This window comes from Lactiplantibacillus sp. C232 (assembly GCF_023806725.1).
GTDB lineage: Bacteria > Bacillota > Bacilli > Lactobacillales > Lactobacillaceae > Lactiplantibacillus > Lactiplantibacillus plantarum.
On the sequence record NZ_JAMSKZ010000008.1, the window covers coordinates 16,139 to 30,218 of the forward strand.

Consider the following 14,080-nt stretch of genomic DNA (forward strand, 5'->3'; position numbering starts at 1 on the left):
GGTATTCAGCCTACGAATGTAGTGGTCATGATGACCATTACTGATTACACCGCCGATTTAGAGCGTAAAAAGGACTTGGTCGCTGTGACCAAGTCCTTTTTATATGCAATTAATCGCCAGGTTATGATTTAACCTGTTAGTAATTTTGTAATTGTGCCCGATTCTGAACGTCGACCACGTAGGCTTTCGTGCCTAAGCGGCTGAGTAAGGTCCGTACATCATTGTAATTGATTGAGACGCAACCAGCCGTTGCCCATTGATTCTTGACGTGAATAAAGAAGCCCGAGCCATTATGCTGACCGTGATTGTCCATCACAATCGCTAATTGATACTGATTGTGGGGCGCGGCCTTCGTGTAATCGATCAGATGCTCGTTCTTATTATTGGCCCAGTTTCGGTTCTGCCAAGTGTTATATTTCCGGTCATGTGGATCTTCAATCCAGTAAGATTTCCGGTTGATCTGTCGATAGGCCATACCACTAGTTCTTGCACTGGCAGCTTTACCAAATGCGAAGCTTAAGTGATAAACGCCTTTGGGTGTGGTACTGCTGCCTTCGTGAGAATTGCCGATGCCAGCGGCCCCGATGCGACTTGCGGAAGTTAGTGTATTCTTCCAGCCGCGATTGGTTTTTTGCCAAAGTTTAAGAGTGGCCGTGGATGAGCCATTTTGAATGACCGTCACGATTTGCTGAGCCTTTTTGGACACGCGCATTCTGGAGACGAGTGTTGCTTCGGATGGGGTGGCAGCTTTGGCTTTAACTGGCTTTAAGTAGCCACTCCAAATCCAGCCAGTGGCCCCATTCTTGCTATTGTGAACCCAGTAGTAACGAACCTTTTTGCCGTGCATGATAATATCAGTTTGCTGAGTCGTTGTCCAGACGGTGTTGCGATAGTTCTTCAAATCATGATTGGCCCTGAATGTCCAACGATTATAATTACCATTAGCCCTAAAGGTATGTGATTTGGTATCGGTCGTATAATAGGCCTTTCTAGCCGTTGCCCGCGTTGGCGTGCGATGATAGTAAGTGCTGGCATTCGCAGATACTGAACTTAGCATTGTGACCGCTGCGATCATTAGTACGCTCCCCAGCAACCAATTAACAATCTTTTTCATGAAACCCCTCCTAGTAAAAATAGCCCCGTTATTACAATTTTTATACAAACACTATAATACTATTTATTTCGGCGGAATGGATAACAATTTTGACTAAATCGCGGCGGTGTAGGGTGAGTAATGGTTGTAGCTGAAAAATCAGCGCGTCAGAGTAATAGGTTACTTTGACGCGCTGATTTAATTTGTGTATTAATGGTTGCGAACCAGTAATTCAGTCACTAGCCGGCGTAAAGTTTGTTGTGTTTCACCAGTTGGTAGCTGATCGATTAGGTTCAGTGCGGTTTTGGTATAGTGAGTAGCCAATTGTTGTGCCTGGGTAACGCCCCCCAAAGCAATGACCTGATCGCGAATTGTCAGTAGCTGTTCATTACTGATGTGGTCGCCGGGTTGGGGTAATTGTTCGGCCAATTGTGGTTCAGCGGTCAGGGCGTAGATAAGTGGCAGTGAATAAACGCCGTCCCGTAAGTCATTAAGCACCGGCTTTTGAGTTAAGGCCTCATCACCGGCGTAGTCAAGGACGTCATCTAACATCTGGTAGGCTAACCCCATCCTTTCACCAATCTGTTGCGCTAGTTTAACGACGCTTGCGTCGGCACCCGCGAAGTGGGCACCTTGTTCACAACTGAGGCTGAACAGACGGGCCGTTTTGCCACGAGCAATTGCTAAGTAGTCATCGACCGTGGTCGTCGGATCGAAGTTATGTGCCATTTGATCCAGTTCGCCTTGGAGGATGGCTCGCATCGCCGCAGTATTGATTTTAACGTCGTCAGCTGTCTTGGCAGCAATCAGGACTTGATCGAAATAGCAGGTAAACAGCAGATCACCGGCGTAAATAGCATTACGTTGACCGTAGTCTTGGTGGATCGTTGTCACATGGCGGCGTTCTGGCGATTCATCAATTACATCATCGTGAATCAGTGTCGCCACGTGTAGTAGTTCCATAGCCGCTGCGCCAGCACGTAACCGGGCCGTGTTATGATCCGGTCCAAATTGACTAAACAAGTAAAAGAAGCCCGGGCGTAAAAACTTACCACCCGCAGCGAGTAAGTCGTGTACGCGGTCATTAATGGCGGCGTTATCAATTTTTACGTTAGTAGCTAGATACGGCTTCAGCGCTGCTAGCTCCTTTGCGACAAGACTTTCCGGTTGCCAAATGGTTTGCATCATAATCAAAATACCCCGCTTTATTTGAGAGATGGCTCCGGGACGTTTTGACGCCAACACTTGCAGCCAGTCACATTCTAAAATACAATCTATATTAAAGGTACAAATAACTTGTTTCGTTGTCAAACAAAAGGATGGTGTAAATCATTGAAACCAAAAGTGTTTCTTGAATTTGTTGAAATTAAATCATTAATTGCGAGCGTGTTACCGTTCGTTTTGGGGAGTATGTACGCCTATTATAATTATCATCAGTTACATCTTGGTTATTTATTGCTATTTTTCATTGCATCTTCACTTTTTCACATGGCGACTAATGCGAATGATAATTACCAAGACTTCCTACACGCGCCACGTAATGACGACAATCAAGAATTTTTGCAAGAGACTAATGTGGTCGGTGTTAACCAGATTTCCATTGGTCAGGCCCGGACGATTACGTTTGGTTTAGCCGGAATCTCATTGATTATCGGACTATGGTTAGTAACACAAACCGGGTTGCCGTTGTTGTGGATGGGGCTATATTCATATGCGGTCGGTTACTTTTACGCTGGCGGACCGAAGCCAATTTCACAAGGCCCGTTTGGCGAATTTTTCTCGGGCTTTACGATGGGCTTTATGATCTTCTGGATTGCCGTCTTTATTAATACGTATGACACGGCAGCCATTACTTGGCAGTCAACGCTGGCTGTTTTAATTGCGTCAGGTCTGGCCATTTTTGCAATTTCTAACATTATGTTAGCTAATAATATTTGTGATATGGACGAGGACATTGCGTTAGGCCGACACACGATTTTGTATTACCTTGGCAAACCGGTGATGCTTCAGGTATTTGCATGGAGTTACGTTGCTGGTTATGCTTGTCTGGTGATTGCGGTCTTGATGGGTGTGCTACCAAAGTTTAGTTTACTAACGTTGCTCAGTATTATTCCAGTTTGGAAAAATACGCGGGTCTTCTTGCACAAACAGGTCAAACGAGAAACTTTCACGATTTCAATTAAAAACGCAACGTTGATTTGTCTTTCATTTATCGTTTTCATGGGCTTAGGACTGATTTTTAACTAGTCCTTCAATAAACGAGTATGGCTTTGAGAAAGCGCCAACTAACCAAGTTGATACTAAGCAGTATTTTTCCCAGCGAGTCCAAGCTGGCTTTCTGATTTTATGGCTTGGGGTTTTTCAATGGTATTTCACGGGGGTAAAAAAAGCTTAGATATCGTGTGAAAAAACACACGGTATCTAAGCTTTTTTAATTTACATAAAGATGTTATTTATAACTAGTTTTCAAATGGATAGCGGAAGTCCCATTGTGCACGAGCGGCAGTCATGATATCCATAACGTCAGTCGTTTTAGCAAGACTCGTGTTGTGTAATTCGCCAGCAACCATTTTTTGCATGTCAGCAATTTCGTAATTCATGGCGTTAGTGCTATCGCCGGCTGTGATGGTTTCAGTATGGCCTTCGCTGTCGGTGAAAGTGGCACTGTCGGCACGTGGATAGGTATCAACGGTAAAGTAACCATTCTCATACGCGACGATACCGCGTTTAGGCATTTTAGCTCGGAACGTTAAGGCAACGGTGGCCAGTTCATCATTGGCGTTTCGTAACGTGATTGTCGAAGATTCATCGACGCCACTGCTGAATCGGTGCATGGTTGTTCCTGTAATGTATGGTTTAGCAGTCAAGAATTCTTCCACGAAGGCTAGGGCATAGACACCAATGTCCAGTAAAGCACCGCCGGCAAGGTCGGGATTAAAGAAGCGATTAGTTGGGTCCGGTTCTTTAAAACTACCAAAGCTAGCTTGGATCATTTTCAGATCACCAAGATGACGTTCTGCCGCAAAATCATGGAGCTTCTCGTATAATGGCATGTGATAGAGGGTCATCGCTTCCGCTAAGATAAGGTGGTTGCTAGCAGCCACTTCCTTGGCGATTGCGAGTTGGGTGCTAGACATTGTGATGGCCTTTTCACTGAGGACGTGTTTGCCAGCACGTAAGGCGGGTAAAATCGTGTCAATGTGATAATTATGGGGCGTTGCCACGTAAACGATGTCGACTTGTTCATCAGCCAGTAGCTCGTCTAAATTACCATAAGCTTTGGGAATATTGTGTTCAGCAGCAAAGGCGTTAGCTTTATCCTGCGAACGTGAGCAAACGGCGTAGATTTCTCCGTCAGGTTGATCAAAATATTTAACGAAACTGTGCGCGATGTTACCAAGGCCAACAATGGCCCAGCGATAAGTTTTCGACATTATAGGTTCCTCCTAGGATTAATCGAATGTGACCACTTACATTTTAGCAAAAAAATAAGGAATTGGCGCCCAATAATCATGTAAAATTAATTCAAAAGTCGGTAAAATAGAGTGTAATATGACCGATGCTCATTGCGATTTAGGCTTACTTAGAATTAAAACATGTTGGTTAGTTGGATTCTTATTCGTCAGCACGTGCGCGTCTTATGCCGACTTTCGGGGCCGGGTGACAATTACTGGAACGCAGCCGATGTCGATTTGAGCTAACGCCCAACCCGCGTCATCTCAAATACGAGTCTTAATCTAAACACGTTTACACTAACTCGCACTTTTTACAGTTGGCCTAAGCTGGCAGCTTTTGAACTAAGAAACCAGCATGTTTTAATCCTAATTCATGATAAATGAACAGGTGTAATCTGTAAGGTAATTACCAGAAAGGAGGCGGCTATGATGGCGGGTAAGCGGCGAAAATCGCGCCGGAAGCAACGGGCAAAGTCACAATTATTTGTGAAGAAGGGCCGCCTTCAGTGGGTCAATATCTTATTAGTGTTGGCGGCGATGGTGGGGATGGTTTGGTATATTCAGCATAATTGGGCGGTTAAGTCGCGGGTTACGGCGACAGCACCTACAACAACGCATGCGGCATTTATTAAAAAGCTAGTACCAGCTGCGCAACAGCTTGATCAGCAATACCACGTGCTGGCTAGTATCACGCTAAGTCAGGCGATTTTGGAATCGGATTGGGGACAAAGTACCAATGCGACGGAGAATAATAATTTGTTTGGGGTTAAGTCCACGTCGGGACGGCTCATGACGACGCAGGAATATTATGACGGGGCCTATCATACGGTCAAACGGCGCTTCGCCGTTTATGATAGCTGGCACGCTTCGCTGGTCGATCATGCCAAGAAATTGGCGTACGGAACGACTTGGGATTCTCAGCACTACGCTGCGGTGATTAAGGCAACTGATTATCAGACAGCTGCGCAAGCATTGCAGACGGCTGGATATGCGACTGATCCAAGTTATGCACAAAAATTAATTAATATTATTCAAAAATATGACTTACAACGGTATGATAGAAAGTAATGAAATTAATAGCAGTATTTCAATGTCGCTTATAATTCTAGGAGGGTACTATGCGAGAACTTGAAGAACGCATTTTGAAAGATGGCCGGGTACTTCCCGGTGAAGTATTGAAAGTGGACGGCTTTTTGAATCACCAAGTTGATCCCGACCTGATGTTTGCCATGGGAACGGAATTTGCCCACTTGTTTCAAGATGCGGGTGTAACGAAAATCTTGACGGTTGAATCATCAGGAATTGCGCCGGCAGTCATGGCGGGGTTAGCAATGCACGTGCCCGTTGTGTTCGCACGTAAGCACAAATCAGTCACGTTAATTGATGATTTATATACAGCCGAAGTTTATTCTTACACGAAGAAGACGTCTAACCACATCTCGATTGCCAAGAAGTTCTTACAGGCGGATGACCAAGTCTTGTTAATTGACGACTTTTTGGCCAATGGTCAGGCGGTTCAAGGGATGTTTGAAATCTGTGATAAAGCGCACGTAAAAATTGCGGGTGTCGGTATTGTGATTGAAAAAGTCTTCCAAACGGGTCATCAACTGATTGCTGATCGGGGTGTCCGTTTAGAATCACTAGCACAGATTACGTCATTTGATGGTGACCGGGTGCACTTTGCATCGGAGGACACCCAGGCTTAAGTTAAGAAAGCGGGGGATTGTGATGCACATTGACATGGGGATGCTAGTCCTTATTTTCATCATCAACTTTGCTTACATTACGTTAAACACCGTACGTTTTTTGCTTGTAATGCGGGGTTATCGGTATTTTGCAGCTTTTGCAAGTGTCATTGAGATTACGATTTATGTGCTAGGATTATCATTGGTCTTAAATCGTCTCAATAATCCGATCAATTTAGTCGTATACGCGTTAGGTTACGGTGTCGGGGTGTATGTTGGGATGGTAATTGAAGATCGATTAGCGTTAGGGTATACAATGATTTCAGTCATTTTACCTGATCCCAAGTCGTCGTTACCGGGAGTGCTCCGTGAAAATGGCTTTGGGGTCACACAACACGCTGCTTATGGTCTAGAAGGTGAGCGGCTAGAACTAGAAATTTTGGCCCCACGGAAGAACGAACGGCGGCTGTATGGCCTGATTAAAGACGCGGCGCCCAATGCGTTTGTGATCGCGTATGAACCACGCTACATCTCCGGTGGCTTTTGGCTCAAGCGAGTTAAGCGACGCAATGCTCGCCGAAAAAAGCAGTGATAAACTTGCAACTGTGCGTGTCAGCAAGTATGATTGTTACAGGATAATGAGCGTTAAAATAATTCAATAATCAGATTATAATTATTTAAAGCATAGGAAAGTAGGGACTGAAGTGGACAACTCGATTTTAAACCCAGGTGGTACGCTTGGCATTATTGGAAGTAGTACTAATGGTGTTGGATTAGTAATTGCCGCGCGTAATGCTGGCATCAATGTCGGGGTATACGGCGATAACGAAAATACTGAGACCATGGAACTGGCAGATTTTCGCGTTGTCGGGGCCCTCAATGATCAACAACAGTTACAGAACTTCGCAGAACGTTGTGATATGGTGACTTACGAGTCGGAAACCATTGATGCGTCGGTCATTAATTTTTTGGCGGCCCATACCCGGGTTCCACAAGGCGCCGATGCGCTTGAGATTACACAGGACCGCTCTTTGGAACGGGCGTTTTTCAGCCAACTTAACTTGAATGTAGCACCGTCAGCGACAATTGTCAGTTTGGATGATGTCTATCAATCGATCGGGTCAATTGGATATCCTAGTATTTTGAAGCCGATTCAAAAGGGCTTGGGTCAAAATCGGCAACTGGTCATTAAGACGCAGACGGATATTGTCAAGGCGGCTGATCTGTTGGATTGGGGCACATACTTGTTAGAGTCATTGATTCCATATGATAAGGAACTCTCCGTTTTTGGCGCTAAGAGTGGTGATACGACAGCTTTCTTCCCAACCGTTGAAAACCGGTATCGTAATCATGAGCTAGTTGCCTCGATTGTGCCAGCTCAAATTGATTCAGCTGTGAATGACGAAATGCTGCGGATCACAAAGGAAATTAGTGATAACTTGAGTTATACGGGTGTCTTTGAAGTTGCCTTCTTCTTAACGAAGAGTGGTAATTTATACGTGAAGCGGATTGTCCCTGCGATGCATCAGGCGGGTTATGTCTTCGAACGTGCTACGAATATTAGTATGGCAGAACAACACTTGCGAGCAATTGCGGGACTGCCGTTAATGCCAGTCAAGCAGTTGATGCCCGTGGTTGCTGCTTACTTTACACCGGCTCAGGAGAGTGGCATTCGCACGCAGTGGCAGATTAAGACGAACTGGTTCTTTAATTTCTATCACCGAACGTTGTTACAAGCGCACCGGGCACCAGTCGCTGGCCACGTGCTAGTCGAAGCACCAAGTGTTAAAGAAGCACTCGAACAGATCGAAGACACAAGTATTTGGCAGTTTGGGCAAACGACGCCGGCTGATAATGAACCTGAAGCTGAGTAGTGTATGATCAGAACCTAGTTTTACGGATTATTACGGTTAAACTAATCGTACTGTTCGCACCGGGTGACCAGCTATTATGGGTAACCGTCGTGAATAAATAAAGTTCGAAATCCAATTCATTTTGTGAATTGGATTTTTTTAGCGGTTGGGGAGAAGCCAGCCAAATGGCGAGATACGGTTATCTGAGGGGGAATCGTTGAGATTGGCGTGGCGGGTATTTTGGTTAGAAATTGAGGGAGTCTCAAAATTACTTAAAGTTACGCAATATTGCCGTCAATTCGTTTCCCGTGAATAGTAGAAGTTGTAAAATTAACATAGGTGTCACTGACAATGGAAAAACCGCGATTTTTGTATGAGATGCTGACCTTAAAGTACAGCAATCACGGCCAAAATTTGCTATAATGTTTGGTGACTGATTTTTAGAAAGGGTGGCGAACAGCGTGTCGAAAGAAAGCCTATTGGCAGGAATGAATGACAAGCAGCAAGAAGCCGTTTTAGACACAGAAGGACCGCTACTAATTATGGCCGGTGCGGGCTCGGGGAAGACCCGTGTATTGACGCACCGGGTAGCTTATTTAATTGAAGAGCAAGGGGTCAACCCCTGGAATGTTTTAGCGATTACGTTTACGAACAAGGCCGCACGCGAAATGCGTGAACGGGTTGGTAAGCTGTTAGGTGAATCGGCGCAGGAGGTCTGGGTCTCAACGTTCCATGCCCTGTGTGTCCGAATTTTACGACGTGACATTGAACAAATCGGGTATAACCGAGCGTTCACAATCGCCGGCACTAGCGAGCAACGGACCTTAGTCAAACGAATCTTGACGGAACAAAATATCGATTCGAAAAAATTTGATCCGCGGTCAATCTTATCCGCAATTTCAAATGCGAAAAATGACTTACAAACGCCGGAGATGTATAAAGAATCGGCTGCCAGTCCCTTTGAGAGTGTCGTGGCAGACGTTTATTTGCAATACCAACGTGAATTAGCGGCTGATCAAGCCGTTGACTTTGATGATCTGATTATGCTGACGATTCAATTATTCAAGCAGAATCCTGAAACGCTGGCGTGGTACCAAAACAAATTCCATTATATTCACGTGGATGAATATCAAGATACTAATAATGCACAGTATACGTTAGTCAACTTGTTAGCTGACAAATATAAAAATTTATGTGTAGTTGGGGATGCGGATCAATCTATCTATGGTTGGCGGGGGGCCAACATGGAAAATATTCTCGATTTCGAAAAGGATTATCCGCAAGCTGACACGGTGATGTTGGAGCAAAACTATCGTTCGACCAAGACAATTTTGTCGGCGGCTAATGCAGTTATTAACAATAATTCAACGCGGCGGCCGAAGAAATTATGGACTGAGAATGAACCGGGTGACAAGATTTCTTATTATCGTGGTCAGAGTGAAAGTGATGAAACTCACTTTGTCATTGCCAAGATTCAAGAAAGCATGCAGCAGGACAAAATGGACTACGGCGATTTTGCGATCCTTTATCGGACGAACGCACAATCCCGGGTAATGGAAGAGTCACTCGTTAAGGCGAACATCCCTTATACAATGGTCGGTGGTAATAAGTTCTATGACCGTAAAGAAATTCGGGACGTCTTATCCTACTTGACTTTGGCAGTGAACGATCAAGATTCAATGAACTTTGAACGGGTCGTTAATGAACCTAAGCGCGGCATTGGTCAAACGAGTGTTGAAAAATTGCGGTTGTTCGCGGATGAAGCGGGTTATTCCATGTTGGAAGCAGCTAGCAATGTTGACATGGCTAATGGCATTTCAGCACGAGCGAAGGGTGCTTTAGCGAAGTTTGCAGCGACGATGAATGAATTGCGCGCTATGCGGGAATACTTATCCGTGACGGATTTAACACAAGAGATTCTTGACCGAACGGGTTACATGAAGGCGTTGAAAGATGCTAAGGCAACGAAATCGTTAGAGGCACAAGCCCGTATCGAAAACATTGAAGAATTCTTGTCTGTCACCAAACAATTCGATGATAGTTATCAACCTGAAGATGAAGATAGTGACAAATTCGTGGACTTCTTAGCGGATTTAGCACTGGTTTCGGATGTGGATAACGTTGAGGAAGAACCCCAAGCCGTGACGCTGATGACGTTACATGCAGCGAAGGGGCTAGAATTTCCGGTTGTTTTCTTGATTGGGATGGAAGAAGGTATCTTCCCACTGTCCCGGGCAATGATGGATGAAGACGAGCTGGAAGAAGAACGGCGGTTAGCATACGTTGGGATTACGCGGGCTGAGAAGAAGCTGTACTTGACCAATGCATACTCACGGATGCTTTACGGTCGGCGGCAGAATAATCCGGCTTCCCGTTTCGTTGAAGAAATCGAACCAGAATTACTCAAAAATGAAAATACGTTGGATGGTGCAAGTAGCACTGGTCCTAAAGTCCCATTTGGTGCGGATCGTGAACGGCGTGCTTTTACACCTTCATATAAAAAGAATCCAGTGGGGACGCGGGCCACGGTCAAGAAGGCTAGTGGCACGGGTGCTGACAAGAATAGTTGGTCGATCGGTGATAAAGTCAAGCATCGTAAGTGGGGAACCGGAACGGTCGTGAAGGTCTCCGGTGCTGGTGAAGATGCTGAACTAGACATTGCTTTCAAATCTGAAGGAATCAAGCGGTTATTAGCCGCATTTGCACCGATCCAAAAAGTACAGGACTAGTTAGGAGGACTGGCTGATGGCGGACAAACCCAACACAATGACGGTTGAGCAGGCGGCTGATGAAGCGGCTGCTTTACGGCAAACGTTAAATGAATGGCGTCGGCAGTACTATGACGAAGATGCGCCGAACGTTGAAGATAGTGTGTATGATCAAAAGTATGAACGGTTGGTCGAACTCGAACAAACTTTTCCACAGCTCGTTACACCGGATTCACCGACGCAATTAGTTGGTGGAACGGTTAAAGCAGGCTTTGATAAAGTGACCCATGAGATTCCGATGTTGTCATTGGGCGACGTCTTTTCACAAGCTGAGTTACAAGAGTTTGTTGATCGCTTGGAACAAAACGTTGGTCATCCAGTCGATTATAATTGTGAGTTGAAAATTGATGGTTTAGCGCTGTCGTTACGTTACGAAGATGGGGTGCTCGTTCAAGGGTCCACGCGGGGTAACGGTACGGTTGGCGAAGATATTACGGCTAATATTAAGACAATCAAGTCGATTCCACAACGGTTGACCCGACCACTGACGATCGATGTACGTGGGGAATGTTATATGCCTAAGGCAGCGTTTGCTGCCTTGAATGAACGCCGAGAAGCAGCGGGAGAACCAGTCTTTGCGAATCCACGCAATGCTGCGGCCGGTACGTTACGGCAGCTAGATTCACGAGTCGTGGCGGAACGACAGCTCAGCACGTTTATGTATAACATTGCCGACTATGAACCGTTAACCGCCCGTACGCAGAGTGACATGTTAACGGAGTTCGCAGATCTTGGTTTTGCCATCAATCCTGACTTTAAGGTGGCCCATTCGATGGCCGATGTCTTTAGTTACATTGACCATTATCAAAATGAACGGCCAGAATTAGCATATGGCATTGATGGCATCGTGATCAAAGCTAACCCGTTACCGCTGCAACGCTCACTAGGAGCGACAGTCAAGGTGCCACGATGGGCGATTGCCTTTAAGTTTCCACCTGATGAGCAGCCGACCCTTTTAAAGGATGTTGAATGGACCGTTGGCCGTACAGGAGTCGTTACGCCAACTGCGGTTATGGAACCCGTTCAACTAGCTGGGACGACGGTTGCGCGGGCTTCGTTACACAATCCCGATTACGTGGCGGCCAAAGATGTCCGCATCGGTGATACGGTCTTGCTACACAAGGCTGGCGATATTATTCCGGAAATTTCATCGGTTGATTTAGCCAAACGACCCAAGGATGCGCAACCATTAGTTATTCCAACCACGTGTCCGTCTTGTGGGGCGCCGCTGGTTCATTTGGAAGACGAAGTGGCTTTACGGTGTATTAACCCGAAATGTCCAGCACAAGTCCAAGAAGGGCTGGTTCATTTTGCCTCTCGCAATGCCATGAATATCGATGGCTTGGGACCACGAATCATTGCGCAACTCTATGCAAATCGGCTGGTTAGTGACGTTGCTGGTTTGTACCGATTAACTAAGGCACAACTGTTAACATTAGATAAAATAAAAGATAAATCTGCTGAAAAGCTCTTGACAGCAATTGACCGTAGCCGTGATAATTCACTTGAACGGTTATTGTTCGGTCTTGGTATTCGGCACGTTGGTGCTAAAGTGGCGCGGTTAATCGCGCAGCATTTTGGGACGATTGAGGCGTTGATGGCAGCTAGCCAAGAAGAGATTGCGGCGATCGATTCGATGGGCGATGTGATTGCGAACGCAGTGGTTCAATATTTTGAGAGCGACGAAGTTCATACACTCATCCGCGAATTGCAAGCAGTCAACGTGAATACCACTTATCAAGGCCCTAGTGCCACCGTGGCAGAAGATAGTAACAGTTGGTTTGCAGGCAAGCGGGTCGTGTTAACTGGTAAGCTGGAAAGCTTTACAAGGCCAGATGCGACTCAATGGCTACAAGCTCACGGCGCCACGGTTACGGGAAGCGTCTCTAAAAAGACGGATCTCGTGATTGCAGGTAGCGATGCCGGAAGCAAGTTGCAAAAAGCACAGCAGCTGGACATTACTGTATGGGATGAAGCCCGGTTCAGCGAAACAATGAGGGAGGATGCACAAGCGTGAATGTTAAACGCATACGCACGATTGGCTTAGTGGCAGTAGCTGCCATTGTTCTAGCCGCCTGCGGTAATTTAAAGAATTCGTCCTTTGGGTCGACTAGTAGTAGCACCACAACGACCGGAACGAAAACAACGACCACCACTGGAACTGCTGATAGTGAGTTCTATCAAGGCGTCATCAAAAATGGCCGTTATCGGACGAGTAAGTCGCGAGGCGTGGTCGTTTCGCAAAATGATAACGTCATGAATTTGAAGAGCTTCGAAAGTGGCTTATTGGACGTGTCTAAAAAGGTCTTTCCAACGAGTAAGTATGTCTTTCAAGAAGGGCAGTATTTGAGCTCATCGACAGTTGAAAATTGGCTCGGACGGAAATCAAGCAGCAATTCGGAGGGCTTGAACCCAGAGAATAACGGTAAGAAGGATCCGAATACTCGGAATCCGATTTACTTACAACAGCTTGAAGAACAAGATTATATGGTTCAAAATGGTAGTAAGTTATCGCTTGGCGGGGTCACGATTGGCTTGGGAATGAACTCGGTCGATTATTATACTAAGGTCGAATATGGGGCAACATACGAAACGGACATCTCAACGACTGAGTTAACGGCGCAAGGTAAGAAGATGGCGAATACTGTCTTACAGCGGTTGCGGCAACGCTCAGCTTTGAAGAATGTGCCGATTGTCTTGGCACTCTATAAGCAGTCTTCGAATGATAGTTTAGTTGGGGGCGACATGATTGCCTACGCGGTTTCTAAGAACGGCTCCACTTCGATCTCAAACTGGACGTCGTTGAATTGGAAGAATTATGTCTTCCCAGCGACCTCTGAGTCAAAGAACTCAGGTGCGAATAGTAATGATGAGTCGGACTTTAGTCAGTTTAAGTCCCACGTGCAGAATTTCTTCCCGAACTTGTCTGGCGTAACGGCGAATGCTCATTACAAGGACAAATCGTTGAGTAAATTAAGTGTCAACATCACGACTAAGTTCTACAGCGAAACGGAAATTATCAGTTTCACGCAGTACTTAGCAACGGCTGCTAAACGGTACTTGCCATCTGGTGTACCGGTTGAAATTACGGTTAAGAGTGCCAATGGTGACATTCAAAGCTTCTTAGCCAGAACGGCGAAGGGTAGTTCGTATTACACCCATGTCTTTAGTGACCAGGGCGACGATTAAACAATAATATTGAGTAAGATTTGAGAAAGAAGGAAAT

12 protein-coding genes are annotated in these 14,080 nt (G+C 45.7%); 9 read left to right on the top strand and 3 right to left on the bottom strand.

The window, feature by feature from the left end:
• Positions 1–27: 27 nt before the first annotated feature.
• Positions 28–132, top strand: a complete 105-nt coding sequence (locus MZO41_RS08895) for a hypothetical protein (protein ID WP_003646280.1) — start codon at positions 28–30, stop codon at positions 130–132.
• Between the two features lie 4 nt (positions 133–136).
• Here the strand turns inward: MZO41_RS08895 and MZO41_RS08900 are convergent, their stop codons facing one another.
• Both MZO41_RS08900 and MZO41_RS08905 read right to left on the bottom strand, forming a co-directional pair.
• On the bottom strand, positions 137–1,114 hold the full coding sequence (locus MZO41_RS08900; RefSeq protein WP_013355360.1) for a L,D-transpeptidase family protein: 978 nt from the start codon (positions 1,112–1,114) through the stop codon (positions 137–139).
• A 189-nt stretch (positions 1,115–1,303) separates the two neighbouring features.
• A complete protein-coding gene (locus MZO41_RS08905) occupies positions 1,304–2,281 on the bottom strand; it encodes a polyprenyl synthetase family protein (protein ID WP_003644123.1) in 978 nt (325 codons plus the stop codon).
• A 144-nt stretch (positions 2,282–2,425) separates the two neighbouring features.
• Between MZO41_RS08905 and MZO41_RS08910 the strand changes: the two genes are divergently transcribed.
• Positions 2,426–3,340, top strand: coding sequence for a 1,4-dihydroxy-2-naphthoate polyprenyltransferase (locus MZO41_RS08910; protein ID WP_003641332.1), 915 nt, complete (start codon positions 2,426–2,428; stop codon positions 3,338–3,340).
• Between the two features lie 212 nt (positions 3,341–3,552).
• Here the strand turns inward: MZO41_RS08910 and MZO41_RS08915 are convergent, their stop codons facing one another.
• Positions 3,553–4,527, bottom strand: coding sequence for a Gfo/Idh/MocA family protein (locus tag MZO41_RS08915; RefSeq protein ID WP_003641333.1), 975 nt, complete (start codon positions 4,525–4,527; stop codon positions 3,553–3,555).
• Positions 4,528–4,974: 447 nt separating this feature from the next.
• On the opposite strand from MZO41_RS08915, the gene MZO41_RS08920 reads away from it, so the two are divergent.
• The 7 genes from MZO41_RS08920 (at position 4,975) to MZO41_RS08950 (ending at position 14,043) form a co-directional block, all read left to right on the top strand.
• The gene (locus MZO41_RS08920) at positions 4,975–5,616 is read left to right on the top strand and encodes a glycoside hydrolase family 73 protein (protein WP_013355362.1); all 642 of its coding nucleotides are present in this window, start codon (positions 4,975–4,977) and stop codon (positions 5,614–5,616) included.
• Positions 5,617–5,666: 50 nt separating this feature from the next.
• The gene (locus MZO41_RS08925) at positions 5,667–6,254 is read left to right on the top strand and encodes a xanthine phosphoribosyltransferase (RefSeq protein WP_003641335.1); all 588 of its coding nucleotides are present in this window, start codon (positions 5,667–5,669) and stop codon (positions 6,252–6,254) included.
• Positions 6,255–6,276: 22 nt separating this feature from the next.
• Positions 6,277–6,825, top strand: coding sequence for a DUF2179 domain-containing protein (locus MZO41_RS08930; RefSeq protein ID WP_003644127.1), 549 nt, complete (start codon positions 6,277–6,279; stop codon positions 6,823–6,825).
• A gap of 112 nt (positions 6,826–6,937) precedes the next feature.
• On the top strand, positions 6,938–8,107 hold the full coding sequence (locus MZO41_RS08935) for a 5-(carboxyamino)imidazole ribonucleotide synthase (RefSeq protein ID WP_003641337.1): 1,170 nt from the start codon (positions 6,938–6,940) through the stop codon (positions 8,105–8,107).
• 440 nt (positions 8,108–8,547) lie between these two features.
• Positions 8,548–10,815 carry a DNA helicase PcrA gene (gene pcrA, locus MZO41_RS08940; protein WP_003644128.1) on the top strand — a complete coding sequence of 756 codons (2,268 nt, stop codon included), beginning with the start codon at positions 8,548–8,550 and terminating at the stop codon, positions 10,813–10,815.
• Between the two features lie 16 nt (positions 10,816–10,831).
• On the top strand, positions 10,832–12,871 hold the full coding sequence (gene ligA, locus MZO41_RS08945) for an NAD-dependent DNA ligase LigA (protein ID WP_003641339.1): 2,040 nt from the start codon (positions 10,832–10,834) through the stop codon (positions 12,869–12,871).
• On the top strand, positions 12,868–14,043 hold the full coding sequence (locus MZO41_RS08950) for a CamS family sex pheromone protein (RefSeq protein WP_003641340.1): 1,176 nt from the start codon (positions 12,868–12,870) through the stop codon (positions 14,041–14,043). The genes ligA and MZO41_RS08950 overlap by 4 nt, the downstream gene beginning before the upstream one ends.
• Positions 14,044–14,080: the final 37 nt, after the last annotated feature.

What these genes read in the sequence shown, in the direction of transcription:
- MZO41_RS08920 (WP_013355362.1), top strand. Translation starts at nt 4,975, where the DNA reads ATGATGGCGGGTAAGCGGCGAAAATCGCGCCGGAAGCAACGGGCAAAG.
- ligA (WP_003641339.1), top strand. Translation starts at nt 10,832, where the DNA reads ATGGCGGACAAACCCAACACAATGACGGTTGAGCAGGCGGCTGATGAA.
- MZO41_RS08915 (WP_003641333.1), bottom strand. Translation starts at nt 4,527, where the DNA reads ATGTCGAAAACTTATCGCTGGGCCATTGTTGGCCTTGGTAACATCGCG.
- MZO41_RS08930 (WP_003644127.1), top strand. Translation starts at nt 6,277, where the DNA reads ATGCACATTGACATGGGGATGCTAGTCCTTATTTTCATCATCAACTTT.
- MZO41_RS08895 (WP_003646280.1), top strand. Translation starts at nt 28, where the DNA reads ATGATGACCATTACTGATTACACCGCCGATTTAGAGCGTAAAAAGGAC.
- MZO41_RS08905 (WP_003644123.1), bottom strand. Translation starts at nt 2,281, where the DNA reads ATGATGCAAACCATTTGGCAACCGGAAAGTCTTGTCGCAAAGGAGCTA.
- MZO41_RS08900 (WP_013355360.1), bottom strand. Translation starts at nt 1,114, where the DNA reads ATGAAAAAGATTGTTAATTGGTTGCTGGGGAGCGTACTAATGATCGCA.
- MZO41_RS08925 (WP_003641335.1), top strand. Translation starts at nt 5,667, where the DNA reads ATGCGAGAACTTGAAGAACGCATTTTGAAAGATGGCCGGGTACTTCCC.